The following is a 22,621-nucleotide window of genomic DNA, read 5'->3' on the forward strand; positions in this document are numbered from 1 at the left end:
CGTCACGTTATTTACTGCTCACCGGCAGGCCGGCGCCCTGCGATTCGCCCTGCGGCAATTCGAGAACAGCAACCGACCAGGCCGGCAGCGTGACCGAGCCGTCAGCGGCAATCTGCACGCCGCTGGCCAGCGAACGGTCGCCCGCCGCCTGCTGGATGGCGCTCAGCTGGAGCGATGTGCCGGCGAAATCCTGCAGCGTCCGGCTTTCCGGAGCGGCGTTAATCGCCACCACGATGCCGTCGACGCGGCTGTCCAGACTGGCGCCAGCCTGCATCCCGTCATCGATGGTCATCACCAGCAGACCGGTCTGCTGATCGGCGCCGGTATTGCGGAAGTCCACACGCTGCATCACCGTCGCGCCGTCGCCGAGGGTAAACAGCGGAGATGACTTACGCAGCGCGGTCAGCTCCTGATAAAACGCGGTCATCTGCTTGAGCTCGGCTTCACCCGGGGTGGCCACCCAGTCCTTCACGCGGGCGATGATGTCATAGTTGCTGCCATCATCGCTGCTGCGCGGCATACCGACGTTGTAGTTGTTGTCCTGCAGGGAGTAATCCACGCGGTTAAACCAGTCGCCGGAATCATACGAGTCGCGGGTAAAGGATTTGGAGCGCAGCAGCTCCGAGCCCTGCTGGTCAAAGGCGATCCCCTGGCCGAGCATGACCGTGGCCAGCGACACCGCCTGCATCCGGACGCGGGTGTCGAGATCCGCCTCCTGAGCGGCTTTGTAGCTGATCATGTCCCACAGCGTCTGGTTGTCGTGTTTTGACACATAGTTCACGACTTCCGTCGGATCAGCCGCGTAGCCGCCAGGCGCGCCGTTATAATCAATCTCGCTGCCTCTCTTCACCGCGCCGTCTTTGTCGATCAGCACGAAGTCCGCAAGGTTACCGGCCATGCCGAGACGGGTCAGATCGGCGAGATGGCGCGCCTGATCGTCGGTCAGGGTGGTCAGCTCATTCGGCAGAACGCCGGCCCCGCTGCCCACGCCCTGGTTCTGGCGCAATGCATCGCCGGAGTCGAACGGCCCGCCGCCGCGCACGGCGTCGCGCAGACGATCGGAGAAGGTGCCGATCCCGGTGCCTTTGAGATTGATTTGCGAGGCAATTTCAAAGCGATCGCTCTGGTTGGAATCCCAGCCTTCGCCAAAGAAGTAGATATCCGGGTTCAGCGCTTTAATGCGCTCCCAGGCCGAGAGGATCTGCGCTTTCGGGTGGTAGCCCATCAGGTCGAAGCGGAAGCCATCGATCTTATAATCGGTGGTCCATACCGCCAGTGAATCGGCGATAAGCTTGGCGAACATCCGGTGCTCTGGCGCCGAGTCGGAGCAACAGGTGGCCGATTCCACGCTGCCGGTGGTTTCGTTCAGACGCTGATAGTACCAGGGGACGATCTTATCCAGCACCGAGGTGCGGTCGGTCGGGCCGGCGGCGTTGGTGTGGTTGTACACCACGTCCATAATGACGTTCATTCCCAGATCCTGCTTGATCGCCTGAATCATGGTGCGGAACTCTTTAATGCGCGCCGTGCCTTCCGGGTCGGTGGCGTAGGATCCTTCCGGTACCGTGTAGTGGAACGGATCGTAGCCCCAGTTATAGGAGTCGGTCTGCGCCACCAGCGTATTCAACGCCTGCACCTGCGGGTTATCCTTACTGTCGTTCTGCTTCAGCTGAGTCAGCACCTCTTCAACCGTCGAACCGCTGTCGCAATAGCCCGCGAACTCGCTGCTCTTCACCGCGCTGTTGACCTCGCACAGGCGACTGAACGGCTGCTGAATATCGGCGACTTTGTCGCTGAACTCATTGACCGTCGCCAGATCGAAGACCGGCAGCAGCTCAATATGGGTCACGCCCGAGGCCGACAGCTGCTTCAGATGCTGAACCATATTGCTCTCCTGGGCGGTGAGCGCCAGATACTTACCGCGCAGCTCCGCAGGAACGGTTTGATCCCAGGCGGAGAGATCGCGAATATGCGATTCGTGGATCGTCATCTTCGCCAGGTCAGCTTTGGTTTTCTGCGCGTGCGGCATCGTCAGCCCGTCCCAGCCTTCCGGCTTCAGCGCGCTGTCGTTCAGATCGACCACCTGGCTGTACTCCGAGTTGGTCGACAAACTGTGGGCGTAGGGATCGGTCACTTCGTACTGCTCGACTTTACGCGACTGCGGGTGGTAGACCGTCATCGCGTAGCGGTAGAACGCGCCCTTCAGGTCGCTCCCTCCCTGCCAGGACCAGGCGCCGGAGGCGCTGTCGCGGGTCATCGGGTGGCTGGCAACCACTTTCTTGTCCGCACTGTAGAGCACCAGCTCGACCTGCTGCGCCGTGGGCGCCCAGACGCGGAAGGTCACGCCGCTATCGGTTAGCTGGGCGCCATAGCTCAGCGCCTCGGCGGCGGCGGCATAGGTATCATCCAGCACGCCGGCGGTCTGCACCTGGGTGGCGGAGCTCAGTATCCCGTCGCTTTCGGCGGATATCGCCACCGTCTCGCCCTGCAGCAATTCCTCGACGTTGACGTCATCCGGCAGCTTAAAGGCAGGATAGCTGGCGAGATGCGGGAAGCGCATGCTCACCTGCTGGCTGACGGTGGTCGGGGTCAGCTTGACATACTTATCGGTAAATTCGCCGTTACTGTCGGCGGCCACCTTACTGCTGTGGCTGTAATAGAGACGCACAATGGGTTTATTTTCCCCGCCCGGCCACAGCAGAGTGGTCTTATCGACCCAGTGCGCATCGGCCAGCGCCACGCCAAAGGCGGCGCGGAAGGCGTCGGCGCGGGAGTCATAGACCGCGCTGTTGCCGGCGATGACCGATACCGTCCGATCGGTGAAATCACTGAAAGAGACGCGCAAGTCGCTGTCGATAAGCTTATTGGTGCCATCGCGGACGATCACGTTGATACACCCGCTCTCTTTAGTCAGCGGGATCACCCAGTAAGGGCCATATTTGTCGCTGCCGGTCGGCGTGGTGCTGACATCATTCCAGTCCGCCACCGGCGCGCTCAGCGCATCACAGGTTTCGTTATTCCACAGATAGAGGTTTTTGCTGGCATAGTCGGCCGGCGTGCTGCTGGTGATGCCGGCGATATCGACGAGGTGAATGACAGCCTGGTTGGCAGAGGCCTGTACCGCTTCGCCAGGGACGGCAACGTCCGGTAAACGGACGACGACATCCTGCGGGTCGGGCGTGCCAGGATTACCGGGTTCGCCAGGTGAGCCAGAGGAAGAGGAGGAAGAGCTGTTATCACAGCCACTCAATAATACTAACGATCCAAGAAATAGGGCATGACAGGTATATCTGAGCATTCGATAGTCCCTAATATGCTTATTAAATTATAAAAGGTAAGAAAGGATGAATATCTTTACAGCGCGCTAATTAGATATTTTTGCTTTCTCAGGCGCAATCATCCCCCACAAATGAGAGGGGGGCGTAGGAAGCCGGGGGAGTAAATGAATAAAGGGAATGACGACCGCAAACCGCAAACTGATTATGATTCGCCACGCTTATCGCCATTCTCCGGCAATAATTCATTCAAAAGCCAATAATCACCTACCTGTTTCGGTAGGGTATTACGCCAGCGTGCAGAAAAATAAATTAGCAAAGGGATTAAAATGCCAGTTTCTGTGATGGGGTTAACAAATATAAATAAAGGGATAATTAAATTATTACCCCGAATTGTGACGCTCATCATATTAATAACCGCCATTCCGCAACTGGCGAAATTAACCTGGCGAGTGGTATTCCCTGTCAGTTCTGAGGATATTTCCGCCCTGCCGTTAACTGCGCCTCCAGCAGCGGAACCGGAATTAATAAACGTGCGGCCCGCGTTTACCCTGTTTGGCCTGGCGACGAAAAATCCCCCCGCGCCAGCGGAGGCCACCAGCCTCAATCAGGTGCCGGTTTCCAGCCTGAAGCTACGCCTGGCCGGGCTGCTCGCCAGCAGCAACCCGGCGCGTTCCATCGCGATTATTGAAAAAGGAAATCAGCAGGTTAGCCTTAGCGTCGGCGATACTACCCCGGGATACGATGCACAGATCGCTGCCATCCTGCCAGACCGGATCATCGTCAACTATCAGGGGCGCCAGGAGGCCATTTTATTATTTAACGATACCCGCGCGTCGTCGTCATCGCCCGCCGCCGCGCCCCGTCCGCCCCTTATGAAGCGACTCCGTGAGCAGCCGCAAAATATCCTCACTTATTTAACGATTTCGCCGGTACTCAGCGGCGACAAACTGCAGGGCTACCGACTTAACCCTGGCAAAGACGCCTCGCTGTTTCGCCAGGCCGGCCTGCAGGCAAATGATTTGGCGATCGCCATAAATGGCATCGATTTACGCGATCAGGAACAAGCGCAACAGGCGCTGCAGAATCTGGCCGATATGACCGAAATAACGCTAACCGTTGAGCGGGAAGGCCAACGACACGATATTGCTTTCTCCCTGGGGGATGAATAATTGCCAACCATGAAACGCCTGCGAAAAATGCTTCCTGCGCTGCTGATATTAACCCCGCTGCTATTTTCTCCGGCCGCCGCGGAGGAATTTTCCGCCAGTTTTAAAGGCACCGATATCCAGGAATTTATCAATACCGTCAGCAAAAACCTGAATAAAACGGTGATTATCGATCCCAGCGTACGCGGCACTATCACCGTGCGCAGTTACGATATGCTCAATGAAGAGCAATATTATCAATTCTTCCTCAGCGTGCTGGATGTATATGGCTTCGCCGTGATTAATATGAATAACGGCGTGCTGAAGGTGGTCCGCGCCAAAGATGCCAAGACCTCGGCCGTTCCGGTCGCCAGCGAGGCCGCGCCGGGCGAAGGCGATGAGGTCGTCACCCGGGTGGTGCCCCTGACCAACGTCGCCGCTCGCGATCTCGCGCCGCTGCTCCGCCAGCTGAACGATAACGCTGGCGCCGGCAGCGTGGTCCATTATGAACCTTCCAACGTCCTGCTGATGACCGGCCGCGCGGCGGTGATCAAACGCCTGCTGACCATTGTCGAACGCGTCGACAACGCCGGGGATCGCAGCGTGGTGACCGTGCCTCTCTCCTGGGCCTCCGCCGCGGAGGTGGTCAAACTGGTTACCGAACTCAATAAAGACACCAGCAAGTCGGCGCTGCCGGGATCGATGGTGGCGAACGTGGTGGCCGATGAGCGCACCAACTCGGTGCTGGTGAGCGGCGAGCCAAACTCGCGCCAGCGCATTATCGCCATGATCAAACAGCTCGACCGCCAGCAGGCGGTGCAGGGCAACACCAAAGTGATCTACCTGAAGTACGCCAAAGCCGCCGATCTGGTGGAGGTCCTGACCGGGATCAGCAGCTCACTGCAGAACGATAAGCAAAGCGCCAAGCCGGTGGCCGCGATCGATAAAAATATTATTATCAAAGCCCACGGCCAGACCAACGCCCTGATCGTCACCGCGGCGCCGGACGTGATGAACGATCTGGAGCGGGTGATCGCCCAGCTGGATATCCGCCGCCCGCAGGTGCTGGTGGAGGCGATTATCGCCGAAGTGCAGGATGCCGACGGACTCAACCTCGGTATCCAGTGGGCCAATAAAAACGCCGGCATGACCCAGTTTACCAACAGCGGATTGCCGATCTCCACCGCGATCGCCGGCGCCAACCAGTACAACAAAGACGGCACCATCAGCAGCTCGCTGGCCAGCGCCCTCGGCTCGTTTAACGGTATCGCCGCCGGCTTCTACCAGGGGAACTGGGCGATGCTGCTCACCGCCCTCTCCAGCAGTACCAAGAACGATATTCTGGCCACCCCCAGCATCGTCACCCTCGACAATATGCAAGCCACCTTCAACGTCGGCCAGGAAGTCCCGGTGTTAACCGGCTCGCAAACCACCTCCGGCGACAACATCTTCAATACCGTCGAGCGCAAAACCGTGGGCATTAAGCTGAAGGTGAAACCGCAGATTAACGAAGGCGATGCCGTGCTGCTGGAGATTGAGCAGGAAGTATCGAGCGTCGCCGATTCGGCCTCCAGCACCAGCAGCGATCTCGGGGCGACCTTTAATACCCGGACGGTGAATAACGCCGTGCTGGTGGGCAGCGGCGAAACGGTGGTGGTTGGCGGGCTGCTGGATAAAAGCGTCACCGATAGCGCCGACAAAGTGCCGCTGCTCGGCGACATCCCGGTGATCGGCGCGCTGTTCCGCTCCGACAGCAAGAAAGTGTCGAAACGCAACCTGATGCTGTTTATCCGCCCGACCATTATTCGCGACCGCGATGAGTACCGCCGGGCCTCCTCCGGCCAGTACACCGCCTTCAACGATGCGCAAACCAAACAGCGGGGCAAAGAGAGCAGCGAAGCATCGCTCAGCAACGATCTGCTGCACATCTATCCGCAGCAGGAGACCCAGGCCTTCCGCCAGGTTAGCGCCGCCATTGACGCCTTTAACCTCGGAGGCCGCCCATGACGCCAGCCGCCGAACGCCGTCCGCTGTTGCCCTTCGCGTGGGCCCGCGCGCACCATCTGGTGCTGCTCAGCGACGGCGAACGCTGCGAAGCGCTGTGCCGCACTGATACCGCCGCCCGGGCGCTGCTGGAAGCGCGCCGCCTGGCGGACGGACCGATGAGCGTCAGCCGTCTGGCGCCGGAAGCGTTCGAGAAAGTGCTGGTGCTCAGCTATCAGCGCGACTCGGCGGAAGCGCACCGGATGATGGCCGACATCGGCAATGAGCTTGACCTCTATACCCTCGCCGAAGAGCTGCCGGATACCGACGATCTGCTCGACAGCGAAGACGATGCGCCGATTATCCGTCTGATCAACGCCATGCTCACCGAGGCCATCAAAGAGAAAGCCTCCGATATCCATATCGAAACCTATGAGCGCCATTTGCAAATTCGCTTTCGCGTCGACGGCGTGCTGCGGGAAATTCTGCGCCCGCAGCGGCGGCTGGCCGCGCTGCTCATTTCGCGCATCAAGGTGATGGCGAGCCTGGACATTGCCGAAAAACGGGTGCCCCAGGATGGCCGCATGGCGCTGCGTATCGGCGGGCGGGCGATAGACGTGCGCGTCTCCACCCTGCCCTCCAGCCACGGCGAACGCGTGGTGCTGCGCCTGCTGGACAAAAACAGCGTCAACCTGGATCTGCAGACGCTGGGCATGCCCCCCGCCCTGCTTGACCAGGTCGACGCGCTGATCGCCCGGCCACACGGCATCATTCTGGTCACCGGGCCGACCGGATCCGGGAAAAGCACAACGCTCTACGCCGCCCTCAGCCGCCTCGACGCCCGGGAGCGCAACATCATGACCATTGAAGATCCGGTGGAGTATGAGCTGGAAGGTATCGGCCAGACCCAGGTCAACGCCAAAGTCGAGATGACCTTCGCCCGCGGCCTGCGCGCCATACTGCGCCAGGATCCGGACGTGGTGCTGGTGGGCGAAATCCGCGATGGCGAAACCGCCCAGATCGCCGTCCAGGCGTCGCTGACCGGCCACCTGGTGCTGTCGACGCTGCACACCAACAGCGCGCTGGGGGCCGTTTCCCGCCTGCAGGATATGGGGGTGGAGCCCTTTTTACTCTCTACTTCGCTGCTGGCGGTGATGTCGCAGCGGCTGGTGCGTCGGCTGTGCCCGCACTGTCGTCAGCCCTGGCAGGCGGATGCTGACGCCGCCCGGCAGATGGCGGTCCCGGCCGGTACGCCGCTGTGGCAGCCAAAAGGCTGCGCCCGGTGTAATTTCACCGGCTATCGCGGACGCACCGGCATTCACGAGCTGCTGCTCATTGACGACCGCGTCCGCTCCGCCATCCACCGCGGCGAAAATGAGATCACCCTGATCCAGCAGCTGGGGCCAGCCTGGCAGACCCTGCGCCATGCCGGGCGCGATAAAGCGCTGGCGGGGATCACCAGCTGGGAGGAGGTGATGCGGGTCACCGAACAGCAAACGGCGGACAGCGTCTGAGATGGCCCTCTTTCGCTATCAGGCGCTGGACGCGCAGGGCAAAACCCGCCGCGGCGTTCAACAGGCCGACTCCGCCCGCCACGCCCGCCAGCTGCTGCGGGACAAGGGCTGGCTGGCGCTGGAAGTGGCCGCCGCCGACCCGGCGAGCCGGCTGTGGCGCGGCGGGCTGATCGCCCGGCGCACCAGCGCCGGTGATTTAGCCCTGCTCACTCGCCAGCTGGCCACCCTGGTCGCCGCCGGCATTCCGCTGGAAAAAGCGCTCGATGCCGTCGCCCAGCAGTGTGAAAAGGCGTCGCTGAGAACGTTAATGGCCGGGGTGCGCAGCAAAGTGCTTGAAGGCCATTCGCTGGCGGAGGCGATGCGCGCCTATCCCGCCTGTTTCGATGGCCTGTTCTGCGCCATGGTGGCGGCCGGCGAAACCTCCGGCCATCTCGACGGCGTGCTGAACCGGCTGGCGGACTATACCGAGCAGCGCCAGCAGCTTCGCGCCCGCCTGCTACAGGCGATGATCTACCCCATCGTGCTGACGCTGGTCGCCATCAGCGTGATCGCCATTCTGCTCTCCACCGTGGTGCCGAAAGTCGTCGAGCAGTTTGTCCATCTAAAACAGGCCCTGCCCTTCTCTACCCGGCTGCTGATGAGCCTGAGCGACATTGTGCGCAGCGCGGGCCCCTGGCTGGTGCTGCTGTCATTCCTGGCGCTGCTGGGGCTGCGCTATCTGCTGCGCCAGCCCGCCCGGCGGCTCGCCTGGGACCGGGCGCTGCTGCGTCTGCCGGTCATCGGCCGCGTGACGCGCAGCGTCAACAGCGCGCGCTACGCCCGCACCTTAAGCATTCTCAACGCCAGCGCGGTGCCGCTGCTGCTGTCGATGCGCATCAGCGCCGGCGTCCTCAGCAATGCCTGGGCGCGCAGCCAGCTGGAGACCGCCAGCGAATCGGTGCGCGAAGGCGTCAGCCTGCATCGCGCGCTGGAGGCCACAGCGCTGTTTCCGCCGATGATGCGCTACATGATCGCCAGCGGCGAGCAGAGCGGTGAGCTGACCGCCATGCTGGAGCGCGCGGCGGAGAACCAGGACCGGGAGCTGAGCGCGCAGATCCAGATGTCCCTCAGCCTGTTTGAACCCCTGCTGGTGGTCACCATGGCCGGCATGGTGCTGTTTATCGTGCTGGCCATCCTGCAGCCGATCCTGCAACTGAATACCCTTATGAGTATGTGACTGTATTAATGGAGAAAACTATGCAACGGCAACGCGGCTTCACGTTACTGGAAATTATGGTGGTGATCGTCATTCTCGGCATCCTCGCCAGCCTGGTGGTACCTAACCTGATGGGCAACAAGGAGAAAGCGGACCGCCAGAAGGTGGTCAGCGATCTGGTGGCGCTCGAGGGGGCGCTGGACATGTATAAGCTGGACAACAGCCGCTACCCGAATACCGAACAGGGACTGCAGGCGCTGGTGACCGCCCCGGCCGCCGAGCCGCATGCCCGCAACTACCCGGAAGGGGGCTATATCCGCCGCCTGCCGCAGGACCCGTGGGGAAATGAGTATCAGCTGTTAAGCCCCGGTCAGCATGGCGCCATCGACGTCTTCAGCGTCGGCCCGGACGGGATGCCCGACACCAATGACGACATCGGCAACTGGACCCTCGGGAAGAAATAGTGTCTCAGCGCGGTTTCACCCTCCTGGAAATGATGCTGGTCCTGCTGCTGATCGGCGTCAGCACCAGCATGGTGCTGCTGGCGTTTCCCTCCGCCCGCACCCAGGAGGCCACGCAGATCCTGGCGCGCTTTCAGGCGCAGCTGGACTTTGTCCGCGAGCGCGGGCAGCAAACCGGCCAGCTCTTCGGGATCGTCATCCACCCTGACCGCTGGCAGTTTATGCGCCTGCAGCCTGCAGACGAAGGCGCCCCGGCGGCGGCTGACGACCGCTGGGGCAACGCGCAGTGGCTGCCGCTGCAGGCCGGGCGCGCCACCACGGCGCAAACCCTCCCGCAGGCCAGGCTGACGCTGCGCTTTCCCGACGGCCAGGCGTGGACGCCGGGCGAGCAGCCCGACGTGATCATCTTCCCCGGCGGCGAAGTCACGCCGTTTCAGCTGCGGATTGACGCCGCGACGGGCATCAACATCGACGCCCAGGGCGACAGTCAGCCGCTGGCGGCGCGGGAGCAGCCATGAAACGCGAGAGCGGAATGACGCTTATCGAAGTGATGGTCGCGCTGGTGATTTTCGCCCTCGCCGGCCTGGCGGTGATGCAGTCCACCCTGCAGCAGACGCGCCAGCTTGGGCGTATGGAAGAGAAAATCCTCGCCAGCTGGCTGGCGGATAATCAGTTGGTGCAGCTGCGGCTGGAGAAACGCTGGCCCGCCCTCAGCTGGTCCGAAACCACCGTGGAGGCCGCCGGGACGCGCTGGTTCGTCCGTTGGCAGGGGGTGGAAACCGCGCTGCCGCAGCTGCGGGCGCTGGACGTGGAGGTCCGGCGGCAAAAAAGCGATCCCGCGCCGCTGGCGACGCTGCGCACCTGGGTGACGTCGCCATGATAACGAAAATGCGCGGTTTCACCCTGATTGAAACGCTGCTGGCGCTGGCTATCCTCGCCGTCCTCAGCGCCGCCGCCGTGATGGTGCTGCAGAACGTCATCCGCGCCGATGGCCTGACCCGCGAGAAGAGCCAGCAGATCGCCGCCCTCCAGCGCGCCTTTCGCCAGATCGCCGATGATGTCACGCACATCATTCCCCGTCGCGCCAGAAACAGCGACACGCTTTTCTTCGCCGGACGTTTCCAGTTGCAGAGCGACGACTGGGGGCTGGCCTTCAGCCGCAGCGGCTGGCCGAATCCGCTGGGGATCCTCCCGCGCTCGGAGATCCAGAACGTCAGCTACCGCCTGCGCCAGCAGCAGCTTGAACGGCTCAGCTTCGATCAACAGGATCCGCTGACCGGCAGCCAGCCGACGGTCCGGGTGCTGCTGCGCGAGGTGACGGCGTTTCGCCTGCGGTTTTATGCCGACGGGCGCTGGCAGGAGACCTGGGACCGCTCGCAGTCGCTGCCGCAGGGGCTGGAGATCACCCTGACGCTGGCGAACAGCGGGGAGATAACCCGCCTGTTTTTACTCACCCCGGGAGGCGGCCAGTGAAAAATCGGCAACGCGGCGTCGCGCTCCTGATGGTGCTGTTCATCCTCGCCCTGATGATGATCCTCGCCAGCGCCATGACCGAACGCACCTCGGTCATGTATCAACACACCGCCGTGACCCTCGATAATCTGCAGGCCAGATGGTACGCCCTGGCGGCGGAAAACATGGCCGCCGCGCTACTGCAACGCGACGCGCTGGACTCGCCCAGTCAAACAAACCTGGCGCAAACCTGGGCGCAGGAGGGGCGCCGCTTTACCCTCGACGATGGCGAAATCCTCGCCACGATCCGCGACGGGCACGCCTGCTTTAATCTCAATGCCATCAACCATCGCGCGGATGAGACCAGCGGCGGTACGCCCTACCCGACCGACGTCTTCGCCCGGCTGCTGGCGCTGCTCGGCGAGTCGCCGCTGCGCGCCAGCCAGATCGCCGCCGCCCTCGGCGACTGGACGGACAGCGACGGCCAGCCGCGGCTGAACGGCGCGGAAGACGAGGTCTATATGGCGCAAACCCCGGGCTATCTCGCCGCCAACCAGCCGATGCAGGATGTCAGCGAGCTGCGCCTGCTGGCCGGAATGGACGCCGCGCTCTATCAGCGCCTGCTCCCCTTCGTCTGCGTCCAGCCGGATGACGCGCTGCAGGTCAATGTCAACACCCTGCGCCCCTCCCAGGCCGCCCTGCTGGCGGCCCTCTTTCCCGGCGATCTGACGCTGCAGGAGGCGCAACAGCTGCTGCACAACCGCCCGCGAACCGGGTGGAGCAGCGTCGCCGCCTTTCTCGCGCAGCCGACGCTGCAGAAAACCGATACCACGCTCGCCCGTCCCTGGCTGACGGTGCACAGCACACGCTTTATCGCCGCCTTCACCGTGGTGACCGGCAACCTTCGCTTTCAGCTGCACAGCGTCCTGCAACAGGAGGGGCGCGCCTTTACCGTCGTCCAGCGGCGATACGGACTTTCTATGGTGGTTGATGAATAAGTTTAACGCTTCCCCCCAGGCCATGCTGATCGTGCGCTTCGCCCCCGGGCAGGCGCCGCTGCACTGGCAACTCTTCGCCCCCGGCGAGCCGCATCACGAAGCCAGCGGCCGGTGGCCGGCTGACGACGCCAGCCCTTTCCCGACGCTGGCGGCGCATTACCCGGCCTGGGTGCTGATCCCGGCCAGCGACTGCGCGTTTCACACCCTCACCCTGCCGGCGGGCCTGCGTAAACCGCCGCTGCAGGTGGCCCCCTTCCTGCTGGAAGAGCAGCTGGCCGACGAGGTGGAAGCCACCCATTTTGCCCTGCTCCACCGCCAGCAGGCCCAGTGCGAGATCGTCGCCGTGCAGCGGCAAAAAATGCGCGACTGGCTGGCGCGCTGCGAGTCGCTCTCGCTACGGCCCCTGGCGTTGACGCCCGATGTGCTGGCCCTGCCCTGGCAACCGCCGGCGTGGAGCGCGGTGCAGGCGGACGACCAGTGGCTGATCCGCCACCAGCCTTGGGCCGGCATGGCGGCGGAAAGCCCCTGGCTGGCGGAGCTGCTGCAGGGCGAGGCGGAAGAGCACGTCATCGACAGCTATTCGCCGCCCCCCGCGGCGCCGGGAGAGTGGCGCGCGCAGCCTGCGCAGACGCTGCTCTCCCTTGCCGCAAGTCATCCGGCGGCGCAGAAGCTCAGTCTGCTGCAGGGGGAGTTCGCCGTCCGCCGTCGGCGGCCTGATCAGACGAGCTGGCGTCCGGCGCGGTATGCCGCGCTGGCCCTGGCGCTGCTGCTGGCGGTTAACAGCGTGCTGGATCATCGCGATCTGGCGCGTCAGGCCGAGGCCGCCCGGCAGGCCAGCCGGGCCTACTATCATCGCTGGTTTCCAACGGAGAAAAAGGTGATTAACCCGCGACTGCAGATGCAGCAGCATCTGCAAACCCTTGCCCGTCAGGCGCAGCATGCCCCCCTCGTCGACCGCCTCAGCGCGTTGCAAAACATCATCAGCGAAACGCCGGGGATCCGCCTGCGGGCGCTGAGCTGGGATGCCGCAGGCAACCGTCTGCAGCTGGATATCGCCGCGGCCTCTTCCCGGGCGCTGGAGCAGTTTACCCAGCGAGCGCAGCCGCGGTTTCGCGTCCGGCCAGGCGACATGACCACCAGGCCGGATGGCATTGAGGGACAACTGACGCTGGAGGAAAACGATGGCTAATCTGCTCATCTGGTGGCGGCAGCGCACGCTGTCCGAGCAGCGCCTGCTGCTCGGCCTGGCGGGATTGCTGACAGCCTGCGCCCTCTGGTACGGGCTGTGGCAGCCCTGGCGGGCCCGCGAGGCGCAGTGGCGGCAAACCCTGGTGAAAGAGCAGGCCAGCCTGCGCTGGATGACGCAGCAGGGTCCGCGCCTGCAGCAGCTCAGCCAGCAGCCCGCGCCGGCGGCAAAAGAGGCGCTCACCGCGCTGGTGATGCGCGAGGCGGCGAGCCACGGGCTGGAAGTCGTTCGTCTGCAGCCGCAGGGGAAACGTCTGCAGGTCACCCTTCAGCCCTGCGCCTTCCAGGCGCTAATGGACTGGCTGAATGCCCCGGCGATGCGCGGCGTCAACGCGATCTCGCTGTCTGTAACCGGGCAGCCATCGCGGCCGGGCTGGGTCACGGTCAACCATCTGCTGCTGGAGCGCGACGATGAAAGCTAACGGGCTCGCAGGTGGGCTACTGCTGGCGCTCTATCTGCTGTGGTTGACCGCCACCGCCCCGGCGCGTCTGTTAGTCCCGATGCTGCCGCCCGAGGTACAGGTGGCCAACCTTAGCGGCAGCATCTGGCGCGGCGCGGCGCAGTCGGTCTCCTGGCGCGGCGTGCGGCTTGAGCGGCTGACGTGGTCGCTCACCCTGGCTGGCTGGCAGATCGCGCTCAGCGATCCCCGCGGCGTGGAGGGTCAGGCCCGGCTGTGGGGCATCCGCGATCTGCGTCTGCAGGAGGGGCGGCTCACCGCCCCCGCCAGCCTGCTTGGACGCTGGCTAACGCCGACTATGCCCGTCAGCGCCGAGGGAGAGGTCACGTTCAGCCTGGCCGAAGCGCACTTCAGCGAGGGGCGCTGCCGGCAAATCACCGCCGGACGCGCGCAGTGGCGTCAGGCCCGGCTGCACTCTCCGGTCGGTAGCCTGGAGCTGGCCCAGGTCAGTGGCGCCTTAAGCTGTACGGCGAACGGCGCCGTGGCGCTGGCCATCCGCCAGGATTCTCATCAGTTGAGCCTCAGCGGCCAGGGAACCCTGTCGCCCGATGGCCGCTATCTGTTTCGCGGTACGCTACAGCCCCGTCAGGGGATGCCGCCCCTGCTGGCGCTGCTGGTCGCCCGCCCGATGGCGAAAAACGCCCCGGGCCCGACGCCGTGGCAGCTGCAGGGAAAATGGTGATTAAAGGAGCAAAAATGACGACATTAGCCGCATTATCGCTGCATTTTCCCCTTGTCTGGTATGGTTTCCTGCTGCTGTTCGGCCTGACGCTGGGCAGCTTTTACAACGTGGTGATCTACCGTCTGCCGCGCATGCTGACCCAAACCGCGGACGACGAGCCGATAACCCTCAGCACGCCGGGCTCATCCTGCCCGCAGTGTCGCCAGCCGATAGCCTGGCGGGACAATATCCCGCTGCTCAGCTTCCTCTGGCTAGGCCGTCGCGCCCGCTGCTGTCAGGCGCGCATCTCGTGGAGCTATCCGCTGACCGAGCTGGCCACCGGCCTGCTGTTTATCCTCGCCGGGGCGCTGCTCGCGCCGGGCCTGGCGCTGGCGGGCGGCCTGGTGCTGCTCTCCTTCCTGCTGATACTGGCGCGGATTGACGCCCGGACCCAGCTGCTGCCCGATCGCCTGACCCTGCCCCTGCTGTGGGCCGGCCTGCTGTTTAATCTTAACGAGGTGTACATTGCGCTGCCGGACGCGGTCGCCGGGGCGATGGCCGGTTATCTGGCGCTGTGGTCGGTCTACTGGCTGTTCCGCCTGCTGACCGGCAAAGAGGCCCTGGGCTATGGCGATTTTAAGCTGCTGGCGGCGCTGGGCGCCTGGTGCGGCTGGCAGGCTCTGCCGCAGGTGCTGTTGCTCGCCTCGGCCAGCGGGCTGGCGTGGACCCTGCTGCAGCGCCTGTGGACCCGGCAGTCGCTGCAGCAGCCGCTGGCCTTCGGCCCCTGGCTGGCGCTGGCGGGAGGGGGCGTTTTTCTCTGGCAGCAGATGGTCTAGCGTGAGTGGTTCGCCTGGCCGGGCAGAATGCCGCCCGGCGCCTGGGGCTACGAATATTTTTTGCTGCGCCGGGTCGGGGCGGCGTTGGCCGGATCGTCCGGCCAGACGTGTTTCGGATAACGTCCCTTCATCTCTTTTTGCACCTCGCGGTAGCTTCCCTGCCAGAAGGCGCTGAGATCGCGAGTGATCTGCAGCGGACGCTGGGCGGGCGACAGCAGCTCAAGCACCAGCGGCACCCGCCCCTCGGCGATAACCGGCGTCGTGGCCTCGCCGAACATCTCCTGCATACGCACCGCCAGCGCCGGCGGGTTCTCCGCATGGTATCGGATCGCCAGACGGCTGCCGGTCGGCACGGTATAGTGCGTCGGCAGCTCGCGATCCAGCTTCTGGCGCAGCGGCCACGGCAGCCAGTCCTGTAGCGCCTGACGCAGATCCAACGCCTTCAGCGCCCGCAGCGAGTGAACGCCGTTCATCTGCGGCAGCAGCCATGCCTCCAGCGAGGCCAGTAGCGAAGCGTCATCCACCGCGGGCCATGCCTCTTCCGGCAGCCACTGCGCCGCACACTGCAGCCGCAGTCGCAGCTGCTCGGCCTCTGGCGTCCAGTTGAGCACCGCAAGGCCTTTCTCACGAATACCGTTGAGCATCGCCTGATGCAGCTCCGCCTCAGATGGCTTCGCCAGCGGCTGGGTCTTGATCACCAATTGGCCCGTCACGGTCCGCCGCCAGGCTTTCAGCGTCCCCTGCGCTTCATCCCACTCCACCGTGTCGGAACGCTGCGCCAGCTCGGGACGGGCGGCGATCAGCTCGCCGATATCCACCGGCAGAGCCAGCAGCATGCGGGCATCCGGCGAGGCGCTGCCCTGCAGCAGCAGCGGAGCGATCAGCCACTCATGGCGGCCCAGCGCGTCGTCGGCGTCAAGCATCGCGCCCATGCCGTTCGCCAGCTGATAGCGCCCCTCCTGACCGCGGCGACGGGCGATGCGGTCGGCGAAGGCCGACGCCAGTAGCGCAGCCATTCGTCCGGCGTCGGGCTGGCCGCTGCGGCAGGCCAGACGCTTCATCAGCTGCTGCGTCCGCTGCTGCCAGTTGGCCTGCTGACGGGAAAAGACGGCGGCCAAATCCACCAGCCCGCCGCGCGGCGGTTCCTCGAGGATCGCCGCCAGCCTGGCCGCCGTCGCCACTTCGTCATCGGTCTGCGCAGCGGCCAGCATCGCCGCCAGCCGGGGCTCGTTGCCGAGAGTCGCCATTTTGCGGCCAAACGCCGACAGCCGCTCGCCGTCCAGCGCCGAGAGCGCCTCCAGCAGGCGGCGCGCGGCGGCCAGGTTCACCGCCGGCGGCTGATCCAGCCAGGCCAGCGCGGCCGGATCGTGGCACCCCCACTGCAGCAGCTCCAGCAACAGCGCCGACAGATCGCTGTGCAGGATCTCCGGTTCGCTCTGCGCCGCCGCTCGTTCGGCCTGTTCTTTGCCAAGCAAATGCAGGCAGATCCCCGGGGAGAGACGACCGGCGCGTCCGGCGCGCTGCGTCATCGATGCCTGGCTGATGCGCTGCGTCACCAGCCGGGTCAGGCCGGTGCGCGGGTCAAAGCGGGCAACCCGCTCCTGGGCGCTGTCGACCACCAGGCGGATGCCCTCGATGGTCAAACTGGTCTCGGCAATGTTGGTGGCCAGCACCACTTTGCGTTTTCCGGCCGGCGCCGGGAGGATCGCTTTGCGCTGCTCGCTCAGGGGCAGCGCGCCATACAGCGGACAGAGGATGACATCCTCCGCCACGCGCTCCGTCAGTTGGTCGAGAACGCGCTGGATCTCGCCGACGCCGGGCAGAAACAGCAGCATCGACCCTTGTTCATGCCGCAGGAGCTCCGCCGCCGCTACCGCCACCGCCTCATCAAAACGCTGGTGCGCGGAGAGCGGGCTGAAGCGACGCTCCACCGGATAAGCGCGCCCCTCCGAGACCACCACCGGCGCCTCCGGCAGCAGACGCTGCAGGCGCTCGTTATCGAGGGTCGCCGACATAATCAGCAGTTTGAGATCGTCACGTAACCCCTGCTGGACATCAAGCAGCAGGGCCAGCGCCAGATCCGCCTGCAGGCTGCGCTCGTGAAATTCATCGAGGATCACCAGCCCCACGCCCGTCAGCTCGGGATCGCGCTGGATCATGCGCGTCAGGATCCCCTCCGTGACCACCTCCAGGCGGGTCTGCGGTCCGACGCAGGTTTCGGCGCGCATGCGGTAACCCACGGTCTCCCCCGGCTTTTCGCCGAGCAGTTCAGCCAGCCGCTGCGCGACATTGCGCGCCGCCAGACGCCTCGGCTCCAGCAGGATAATGCGTCCCGTGATGTTGCCCTCGGCAAGGATCTGCAGCGGCAGCCAGGTCGACTTCCCGGCGCCGGTCGGCGCATTGAGCAAAACCTGCGGCGCATGCTGCAGGGCGGATAACAGTTCTGGGAGGACGGCGGCAACCGGCAATGAGGACACAAAAGGCTCCGGGGGTTAACATTCAGGGGCTCGCATTGTAGCATCCCCCTAATTCATTACCGAGTCTCTATCATGTCTGAGCCGAAAAGGCTGTTTTTTGCGATTGAACTGCCGCCTGCCATCCGCAAACAGATTGTCCAGTGGCGGGCAACGCACTTCCCGGAGGATGCCGGCAGGCCCGTCGCGGCGGATAACCTTCACCTCACGCTGGCGTTTCTCGGCGAGGTGAGCGCGGAAAAACAGCGGGCGCTGACCGCCCTCGCCGGCCGCCTCCAGCCGCCGGGCTTTACCCTGACGCTGGACGATGCCGGACAGTGGCTGCGCTCGCGGGTGGTCTGGCTCGGGACCCGTCAGCCGCCGCGCGGCCTGCTGCAGCTCGCCAGCATGCTGCGCGCTCAGGCGGCGCGCAGCGGCTGCTATCAGAGTCCGCAGCCGTTTCATCCGCATATTACCCTGTGGCGCGACGCCTGCCAGGCGGTGCCGATCCCGCCGCCCGGCTTTCGCTGGACGTTTCCGGTGAACGAGTTCGTGCTCTATGAATCCAGCTTTAGCCGGGGGCGCACGCGCTACACGGCGCTGGAACATTATCCGTTTGATAAGGAAAGTTGATGCAGTTTGATCCGCCGTTGCAGCCCGCCATTTTGCTTAAACGTTACAAACGATTTCTTGCCGACGTGGTGACCCCCGATGGCCGCGAGCTGACGCTCCACTGCCCGAATACCGGGGCGATGACCGGCTGCGCCGCCCCGGGCGACACCGTCTGGTATTCCACCTCTGACAATGTGAAGCGCAAATATGCCCACACCTGGGAATTAACTGAAACGCAGCAGGGCGCCGTTATTTGCGTCAATACGCTGCGCGCGAATACGCTGGCGAAAGAGGCGATTTCCGCCGGAATAATCCCTGAACTTTCAGGCTATAACCAGCTGAAAAGCGAAGTGAAATACGGCGCAGAGAATAGCCGTATCGATATTATGTTACAGGCAGATGATCGCCAAAACTGCTATATTGAAGTGAAATCGGTTACGTTGGCGGAGAAAGAATACGGTTATTTTCCCGATGCGGTGACCACGCGCGGTCAGAAGCACCTGCGGGAGCTGATGGCCGTCGCGGCAAATGGCGACCGCGCGGTGATTTTATTTGCCGTCCTGCATTCGGCAATTGACCGTTTCTCTCCCGCGCATCATATTGATGCCAGATACGCACAGCTGTTAACAGAAGCCCGCGACAAGGGGGTGGAAATTCTCGCCTGGAAAGCGGAACTTTCTACGACGAGGATGACTCTGAATAAGCCGATCGCCGTGGTGTTAAACCCCGGTAAATAAGTGGCTAAATAGTGTTCGGGTCGCAAGCGCGAATACGCTTTTCTTCACAGGGTTGTCAAGTGTAACGTTTAGATAATTGCTATCCGGAAAAGCATCTGCTATTTATAGCGGCCTGATTTTCCCCCACATGGGGATCGATAGTGCGTGTTAAGGAGAAGCAACATGCAAGAAGGGCAAAACCGTAAAACATCGTCCCTGAGTATTCTCGCCATCGCTGGGGTGGAGCCGTACCAAGAGAAACCGGGCGAAGAGTATATGAACGAAGCCCAGCTGGCGCACTTCAAGCGTATTCTTGAAGCATGGCGTAATCAACTCAGGGATGAAGTGGATCGCACCGTATCGCACATGCAGGATGAAGCTGCTAACTTCCCGGACCCGGTAGACCGTGCCGCCCAGGAAGAAGAGTTCAGCCTGGAGCTGCGTAACCGCGACCGCGAACGTAAACTGATCAAAAAGATCGAGAAAACGCTGAAAAAAGTTGAAGATGAAGACTTCGGCTACTGCGAATCCTGCGGCGTGGAGATCGGCATTCGCCGTCTGGAAGCGCGTCCGACAGCGGATCTGTGCATTGACTGCAAAACCCTGGCGGAAATTCGCGAAAAACAGATGGCGGGCTAATCCCCTGCTGCCTCACTCTCTGGCGGGAGTCTCTCCCGCCTGGTTCTGTTGTCCGTATCATGACTGACTCACGCTATATAGGGCGCTTTGCTCCCTCCCCCTCCGGCGAACTCCACTTCGGCTCTCTGATCGCCGCGCTCGGCAGCTACCTGCAAGCCCGCGCGAACCAGGGTATCTGGCGCGTTCGTATTGAAGATATCGACCCGCCGCGCGAAGTCCCCGGGGCCGCCGACACCATCCTGCGCCAGCTCGACCACTACGGTCTGCACTGGGACGGCGAGGTGCTCTGGCAGTCGCAACGGCACGAAGCCTACCGCGAGGCGCTGGCCTGGCTGGGGGAGCAAGGGCTGAGCTATTACTGCACCTGCACCCGCGCGCGGATCCACGCCGTAGGCGGGATCTACGATGGTCACTGCCGCGACCTTGGGCTGGGGGCGGAAAACGCCGCGCTGCGTCTGCGCCAGACCCGTCCGGTTCTGCAGTTCACCGACCGCCTGCGCGGCACGCTGGTCGCCAACGAGCCGCTGGCGCGTGAAGATTTTATTATCCACCGTCGCGACGGGCTGTTTGCCTACAACCTGGCGGTGGTGGTCGATGATCACTTTCAGGGGATCACCGAGATCGTCCGCGGCGCCGATCTGATTGAGCCGACGGTGCGGCAGATTTCGCTGTATCAGCATTTTGGCTGGCAGGCGCCGGACTACCTCCATCTGCCGCTGGCCCTCAATGCCGACGGCAATAAGCTCTCTAAACAAAACCACGCGCCGGCGCTGCCGGAAGGCGATCCGCGCCCCGAAATCGTCCGCGCGCTCCGCTTTCTGAATCAGGAGATCGCCGGGGAGTGGCAGGCCCTGAGCGTCGCTGATTTACTCGCCCAGGCCGTCGCCAACTGGCAGCCCGCGAAAATCGAGCATTCTCAAATGGCTCCCGCTGAGCTATGATTAGCCGCTATTTTTACACTGTACAGTTGATCTGAAGTCCGTCTGACACTACGAGGTGCACCATTTTTACCCGAGTCGCTAATTTTTGCCGTAAGGTGCTAAGCCGTGAGGAGCGCGAGGCAGAAGCCGCCGTCGAACCAACGCCTATGACGGTGATCCCGCGTGAGCAGCATGCTATTTCCCGCAAAGATATCAGTGAAAACGCCCTCAAGGTCATGTACCGCCTCAACAAGGCGGGCTACGAGTCCTGGCTGGTTGGCGGCGGCGTCCGCGACCTGCTGCTTGGCAAAAAGCCAAAAGATTTTGACGTCACGACCAACGCCACGCCGGATCAGGTGCGTAAGCTGTTCCGCAACTGCCGTCTGGTCGGGCGCCGTTTCCGCCTCGCGCACGTGATGTTCGGGCCGGAAATTATTGAGGTCGCTACCTTCCGTGGCCATCACGAAGGACACACTACCGATCGCGTCACCTCCCAGCGGGGCCAGAACGGCATGCTGCTGCGCGATAACATCTTCGGCTCGATCGAAGAGGACGCCCAGCGTCGCGACTTCACCATTAACAGCCTCTATTACAGCGTGGCGGACTTTACCGTGCGCGACTACGTCGGCGGCATGAAGGATCTGCAGGACGGCGTGATCCGCCTGATCGGCAATCCGGAAACCCGCTATCGCGAGGATCCGGTACGCATGCTGCGCGCGGTGCGCTTCGCCGCCAAGCTGGATATGACCATCAGCCCGGAAACGGCCGAACCGCTGCCGCGGCTGGCCGCCCTGCTCCACGACGTGCCGCCGGCGCGCCTGTTCGAAGAAGTGCTCAAGCTGCTGCAGGCCGGGCATGGCTATCAGACCTACCTGCTGCTGCGGGAATACAACCTGTTCCAGCCGCTGTTCCCGACCATCACCCGCTACTTTACCGAGCGCGGCGATAGCCCGATGGAGCGGATCATCAACCAGGTGCTGAAGAACACCGACACCCGCATTCATAACGACATGCGCGTCAATCCGGCCTTCCTCTTCTCGGTGATGTTCTGGTATCCGCTGCTGGAAACTGCGCAAAAAATCGCTCAGGAGAGCGGTCTGGCGTACTATGACGCCTTCGCGCTGGCGATGAACGACGTACTGGACGAAGCCTGCCGTACGCTGGCGATCCCTAAGCGCATCACCACCCTGATCCGCGATATCTGGCAGCTGCAGCTGCGCATGTCCCGTCGCCAGGGCAAACGCGCCTGGAAGCTGATGGAGCATCCGAAATTCCGCGCCGCCTACGATCTGCTGGAGCTACGCGCCGGCGCTGAAAACAACGGCGAACTGCAGCGTCTGACCAAATGGTGGGGCGAATTCCAGGTCGCCGCGCCGCCGGCGCAAAAAGATATGCTCAACGACCTCGGGGACGATCCGGCGCCGCGCCGTCGCCACCGCCGTCCGCGCAAGCGCGCGCCGCGCCAGGGTAACGCATGACCCTGGTCTATATCGCCCTCGGCAGTAACCTCGCTTCGCCACTGGCGCAGGTGCAGGCGGCTATCCGCGCCCTGGGCGAAATACCTTACAGCCGCGTGGTGAACGTCTCTTCGTTCTACCGCACGCCGCCGCTGGGCCCGCAGGATCAGCCGGACTATCTCAACGCCGCCGTCGCGCTGGAAACCACGCTGGCCCCCGAGGCGCTGCTCGATCACACCCAGCGCATTGAGCTGCAGCAGGGTCGGGAACGCAAAGCCGAACGCTGGGGGCCGCGCACCCTCGATCTCGATATCATGCTGTTTGGCGATGCGGTCATTAACAGCGAGCGTCTGACCGTTCCGCACTACGATATGAAAAACCGCGGCTTTATGCTCTGGCCGCTGTTCGAGATCGCCCCGGACCTCCGCTTTCCTGACGGCCCTGCGCTGCGTACCGTACTGGATGATCTCGGCGCGACAAAACCCGCTATCTGGTAATTCCCTCTCCTTTTTTAGCATTTACGGCGATCGTCGTAATCGGTTGCCCAAAATCATTGCCCCTCTAAATGCTGCTGTTAGAATGCCGGTTAATATGACTT

The 22,621-nt window shown here is 63.3% G+C and carries 22 protein-coding genes; 20 read left to right on the plus strand and 2 right to left on the minus strand.

Annotated elements, in window-relative coordinates:
* Positions 1–7 precede the first annotated feature (7 nt).
* Positions 8–3,298 carry a pullulanase-type alpha-1,6-glucosidase gene (pulA, locus tag ABLV52_RS09810; RefSeq protein WP_044521070.1) on the minus strand — a complete coding sequence of 1,097 codons (3,291 nt, stop codon included), beginning with the start codon at positions 3,296–3,298 and terminating at the stop codon, positions 8–10.
* A 184-nt stretch (positions 3,299–3,482) separates the two neighbouring features.
* On the opposite strand from pulA, the gene ABLV52_RS09815 reads away from it, so the two are divergent.
* Genes ABLV52_RS09815 through ABLV52_RS09880 form a run of 14 tightly spaced genes read left to right on the plus strand, consistent with a single transcriptional unit; the run spans position 3,483 to position 15,226 of the window.
* Complete coding sequence (locus tag ABLV52_RS09815; RefSeq protein WP_032429281.1) at positions 3,483–3,620, plus strand: hypothetical protein; 138 nt, start codon at positions 3,483–3,485, stop codon at positions 3,618–3,620.
* Positions 3,605–4,447, plus strand: a complete 843-nt coding sequence (gspC, locus tag ABLV52_RS09820; RefSeq protein WP_348890322.1) for a type II secretion system protein GspC — start codon at positions 3,605–3,607, stop codon at positions 4,445–4,447. The genes ABLV52_RS09815 and gspC overlap by 16 nt, the downstream gene beginning before the upstream one ends.
* Positions 4,448–4,456: 9 nt before the next feature.
* Positions 4,457–6,430, plus strand: a complete 1,974-nt coding sequence (gene pulD, locus ABLV52_RS09825) for a GspD family T2SS secretin variant PulD (RefSeq protein ID WP_023292027.1) — start codon at positions 4,457–4,459, stop codon at positions 6,428–6,430.
* Positions 6,427–7,920, plus strand: coding sequence for a type II secretion system ATPase GspE (gspE, locus tag ABLV52_RS09830; RefSeq protein WP_348890323.1), 1,494 nt, complete (start codon positions 6,427–6,429; stop codon positions 7,918–7,920). Before pulD ends, gspE begins: the two co-directional genes overlap by 4 nt.
* Before the next feature lies 1 nt (position 7,921).
* Positions 7,922–9,136 carry a type II secretion system inner membrane protein GspF gene (gene gspF, locus ABLV52_RS09835; RefSeq protein WP_023292025.1) on the plus strand — a complete coding sequence of 405 codons (1,215 nt, stop codon included), beginning with the start codon at positions 7,922–7,924 and terminating at the stop codon, positions 9,134–9,136.
* A gap of 20 nt (positions 9,137–9,156) precedes the next feature.
* Positions 9,157–9,579: a type II secretion system major pseudopilin GspG gene (gene gspG, locus ABLV52_RS09840; RefSeq protein WP_002889054.1), complete on the plus strand. Its 423-nt coding sequence runs from the start codon at positions 9,157–9,159 to the stop codon at positions 9,577–9,579.
* The gene (gspH, locus tag ABLV52_RS09845; RefSeq protein WP_348890324.1) at positions 9,579–10,094 is read left to right on the plus strand and encodes a type II secretion system minor pseudopilin GspH; all 516 of its coding nucleotides are present in this window, start codon (positions 9,579–9,581) and stop codon (positions 10,092–10,094) included. Before gspG ends, gspH begins: the two co-directional genes overlap by 1 nt.
* On the plus strand, positions 10,091–10,456 hold the full coding sequence (gene gspI / locus ABLV52_RS09850; protein WP_032452553.1) for a type II secretion system minor pseudopilin GspI: 366 nt from the start codon (positions 10,091–10,093) through the stop codon (positions 10,454–10,456). Before gspH ends, gspI begins: the two co-directional genes overlap by 4 nt.
* Positions 10,453–11,049 (plus strand): type II secretion system minor pseudopilin GspJ, encoded by a 597-nt coding sequence (gspJ, locus tag ABLV52_RS09855; RefSeq protein ID WP_023292022.1) that lies wholly within the window; start codon positions 10,453–10,455, stop codon positions 11,047–11,049. Before gspI ends, gspJ begins: the two co-directional genes overlap by 4 nt.
* On the plus strand, positions 11,046–12,026 hold the full coding sequence (gene gspK, locus ABLV52_RS09860) for a type II secretion system minor pseudopilin GspK (RefSeq protein ID WP_077259115.1): 981 nt from the start codon (positions 11,046–11,048) through the stop codon (positions 12,024–12,026). The genes gspJ and gspK overlap by 4 nt, the downstream gene beginning before the upstream one ends.
* A complete protein-coding gene (gspL, locus tag ABLV52_RS09865; RefSeq protein ID WP_048296714.1) occupies positions 12,019–13,215 on the plus strand; it encodes a type II secretion system protein GspL in 1,197 nt (398 codons plus the stop codon). Before gspK ends, gspL begins: the two co-directional genes overlap by 8 nt.
* Positions 13,208–13,693, plus strand: coding sequence for a type II secretion system protein M (locus ABLV52_RS09870; protein WP_348890325.1), 486 nt, complete (start codon positions 13,208–13,210; stop codon positions 13,691–13,693). The genes gspL and ABLV52_RS09870 overlap by 8 nt, the downstream gene beginning before the upstream one ends.
* Positions 13,683–14,411, plus strand: coding sequence for a type II secretion system protein N (locus ABLV52_RS09875; RefSeq protein ID WP_048296713.1), 729 nt, complete (start codon positions 13,683–13,685; stop codon positions 14,409–14,411). Before ABLV52_RS09870 ends, ABLV52_RS09875 begins: the two co-directional genes overlap by 11 nt.
* Positions 14,412–14,425: 14 nt before the next feature.
* Entirely contained in the window at positions 14,426–15,226 is an 801-nt protein-coding gene (locus ABLV52_RS09880) for an A24 family peptidase (RefSeq protein ID WP_348890326.1), read from the plus strand.
* 47 nt (positions 15,227–15,273) lie between these two features.
* On the opposite strand, the gene hrpB is transcribed toward ABLV52_RS09880, so the two are convergent.
* Positions 15,274–17,703: an ATP-dependent helicase HrpB gene (gene hrpB / locus ABLV52_RS09885; RefSeq protein WP_348890327.1), complete on the minus strand. Its 2,430-nt coding sequence runs from the start codon at positions 17,701–17,703 to the stop codon at positions 15,274–15,276.
* A gap of 72 nt (positions 17,704–17,775) precedes the next feature.
* On the opposite strand from hrpB, the gene thpR reads away from it, so the two are divergent.
* The 6 genes from thpR to folK all read left to right on the plus strand — a co-directional run bounded on the left by thpR (position 17,776) and on the right by folK (position 22,520).
* Positions 17,776–18,312: an RNA 2',3'-cyclic phosphodiesterase gene (gene thpR, locus ABLV52_RS09890; RefSeq protein WP_117134174.1), complete on the plus strand. Its 537-nt coding sequence runs from the start codon at positions 17,776–17,778 to the stop codon at positions 18,310–18,312.
* Positions 18,312–19,028 carry a DNA/RNA nuclease SfsA gene (gene sfsA / locus ABLV52_RS09895; RefSeq protein WP_023292014.1) on the plus strand — a complete coding sequence of 239 codons (717 nt, stop codon included), beginning with the start codon at positions 18,312–18,314 and terminating at the stop codon, positions 19,026–19,028. Before thpR ends, sfsA begins: the two co-directional genes overlap by 1 nt.
* Positions 19,029–19,190: 162 nt before the next feature.
* Positions 19,191–19,646, plus strand: coding sequence for an RNA polymerase-binding protein DksA (gene dksA, locus ABLV52_RS09900; RefSeq protein ID WP_002888845.1), 456 nt, complete (start codon positions 19,191–19,193; stop codon positions 19,644–19,646).
* Between the two features lie 59 nt (positions 19,647–19,705).
* Positions 19,706–20,587 carry a tRNA glutamyl-Q(34) synthetase GluQRS gene (gene gluQRS / locus ABLV52_RS09905; protein WP_048296709.1) on the plus strand — a complete coding sequence of 294 codons (882 nt, stop codon included), beginning with the start codon at positions 19,706–19,708 and terminating at the stop codon, positions 20,585–20,587.
* A 62-nt stretch (positions 20,588–20,649) separates the two neighbouring features.
* On the plus strand, positions 20,650–22,044 hold the full coding sequence (pcnB, locus tag ABLV52_RS09910; RefSeq protein ID WP_071787251.1) for a polynucleotide adenylyltransferase PcnB: 1,395 nt from the start codon (positions 20,650–20,652) through the stop codon (positions 22,042–22,044).
* On the plus strand, positions 22,041–22,520 hold the full coding sequence (folK, locus tag ABLV52_RS09915) for a 2-amino-4-hydroxy-6-hydroxymethyldihydropteridine diphosphokinase (protein WP_050533874.1): 480 nt from the start codon (positions 22,041–22,043) through the stop codon (positions 22,518–22,520). Before pcnB ends, folK begins: the two co-directional genes overlap by 4 nt.
* The last annotated feature ends 101 nt before the right edge of the window (positions 22,521–22,621 follow it).

It is taken from the genome of Klebsiella sp. GB_Kp056 (assembly GCF_040064755.1).
In the GTDB taxonomy this organism is placed as follows: Bacteria; Pseudomonadota; Gammaproteobacteria; order Enterobacterales; family Enterobacteriaceae; genus Klebsiella; species Klebsiella quasipneumoniae.

Excerpts from the sequence above, each read along its gene's own strand:
- pulD (WP_023292027.1), top strand. The coding sequence starts at position 4,457 with ATGAAACGCCTGCGAAAAATGCTTCCTGCGCTGCTGATATTAACCCCG.
- gspG (WP_002889054.1), top strand. The coding sequence starts at position 9,157 with ATGCAACGGCAACGCGGCTTCACGTTACTGGAAATTATGGTGGTGATC.
- ABLV52_RS09815 (WP_032429281.1), top strand. The coding sequence starts at position 3,483 with ATGATTCGCCACGCTTATCGCCATTCTCCGGCAATAATTCATTCAAAA.
- folK (WP_050533874.1), top strand. The coding sequence starts at position 22,041 with ATGACCCTGGTCTATATCGCCCTCGGCAGTAACCTCGCTTCGCCACTG.
- ABLV52_RS09870 (WP_348890325.1), top strand. The coding sequence starts at position 13,208 with ATGGCTAATCTGCTCATCTGGTGGCGGCAGCGCACGCTGTCCGAGCAG.
- gspL (WP_048296714.1), top strand. The coding sequence starts at position 12,019 with ATGAATAAGTTTAACGCTTCCCCCCAGGCCATGCTGATCGTGCGCTTC.
- dksA (WP_002888845.1), top strand. The coding sequence starts at position 19,191 with ATGCAAGAAGGGCAAAACCGTAAAACATCGTCCCTGAGTATTCTCGCC.
- gspC (WP_348890322.1), top strand. The coding sequence starts at position 3,605 with ATGCCAGTTTCTGTGATGGGGTTAACAAATATAAATAAAGGGATAATT.
- pulA (WP_044521070.1), bottom strand. The coding sequence starts at position 3,298 with ATGCTCAGATATACCTGTCATGCCCTATTTCTTGGATCGTTAGTATTA.
- sfsA (WP_023292014.1), top strand. The coding sequence starts at position 18,312 with ATGCAGTTTGATCCGCCGTTGCAGCCCGCCATTTTGCTTAAACGTTAC.
- gluQRS (WP_048296709.1), top strand. The coding sequence starts at position 19,706 with ATGACTGACTCACGCTATATAGGGCGCTTTGCTCCCTCCCCCTCCGGC.
- gspF (WP_023292025.1), top strand. The coding sequence starts at position 7,922 with ATGGCCCTCTTTCGCTATCAGGCGCTGGACGCGCAGGGCAAAACCCGC.
- gspJ (WP_023292022.1), top strand. The coding sequence starts at position 10,453 with ATGATAACGAAAATGCGCGGTTTCACCCTGATTGAAACGCTGCTGGCG.
- gspE (WP_348890323.1), top strand. The coding sequence starts at position 6,427 with ATGACGCCAGCCGCCGAACGCCGTCCGCTGTTGCCCTTCGCGTGGGCC.
- ABLV52_RS09880 (WP_348890326.1), top strand. The coding sequence starts at position 14,426 with ATGACGACATTAGCCGCATTATCGCTGCATTTTCCCCTTGTCTGGTAT.
- ABLV52_RS09875 (WP_048296713.1), top strand. The coding sequence starts at position 13,683 with ATGAAAGCTAACGGGCTCGCAGGTGGGCTACTGCTGGCGCTCTATCTG.
- gspI (WP_032452553.1), top strand. The coding sequence starts at position 10,091 with ATGAAACGCGAGAGCGGAATGACGCTTATCGAAGTGATGGTCGCGCTG.
- thpR (WP_117134174.1), top strand. The coding sequence starts at position 17,776 with ATGTCTGAGCCGAAAAGGCTGTTTTTTGCGATTGAACTGCCGCCTGCC.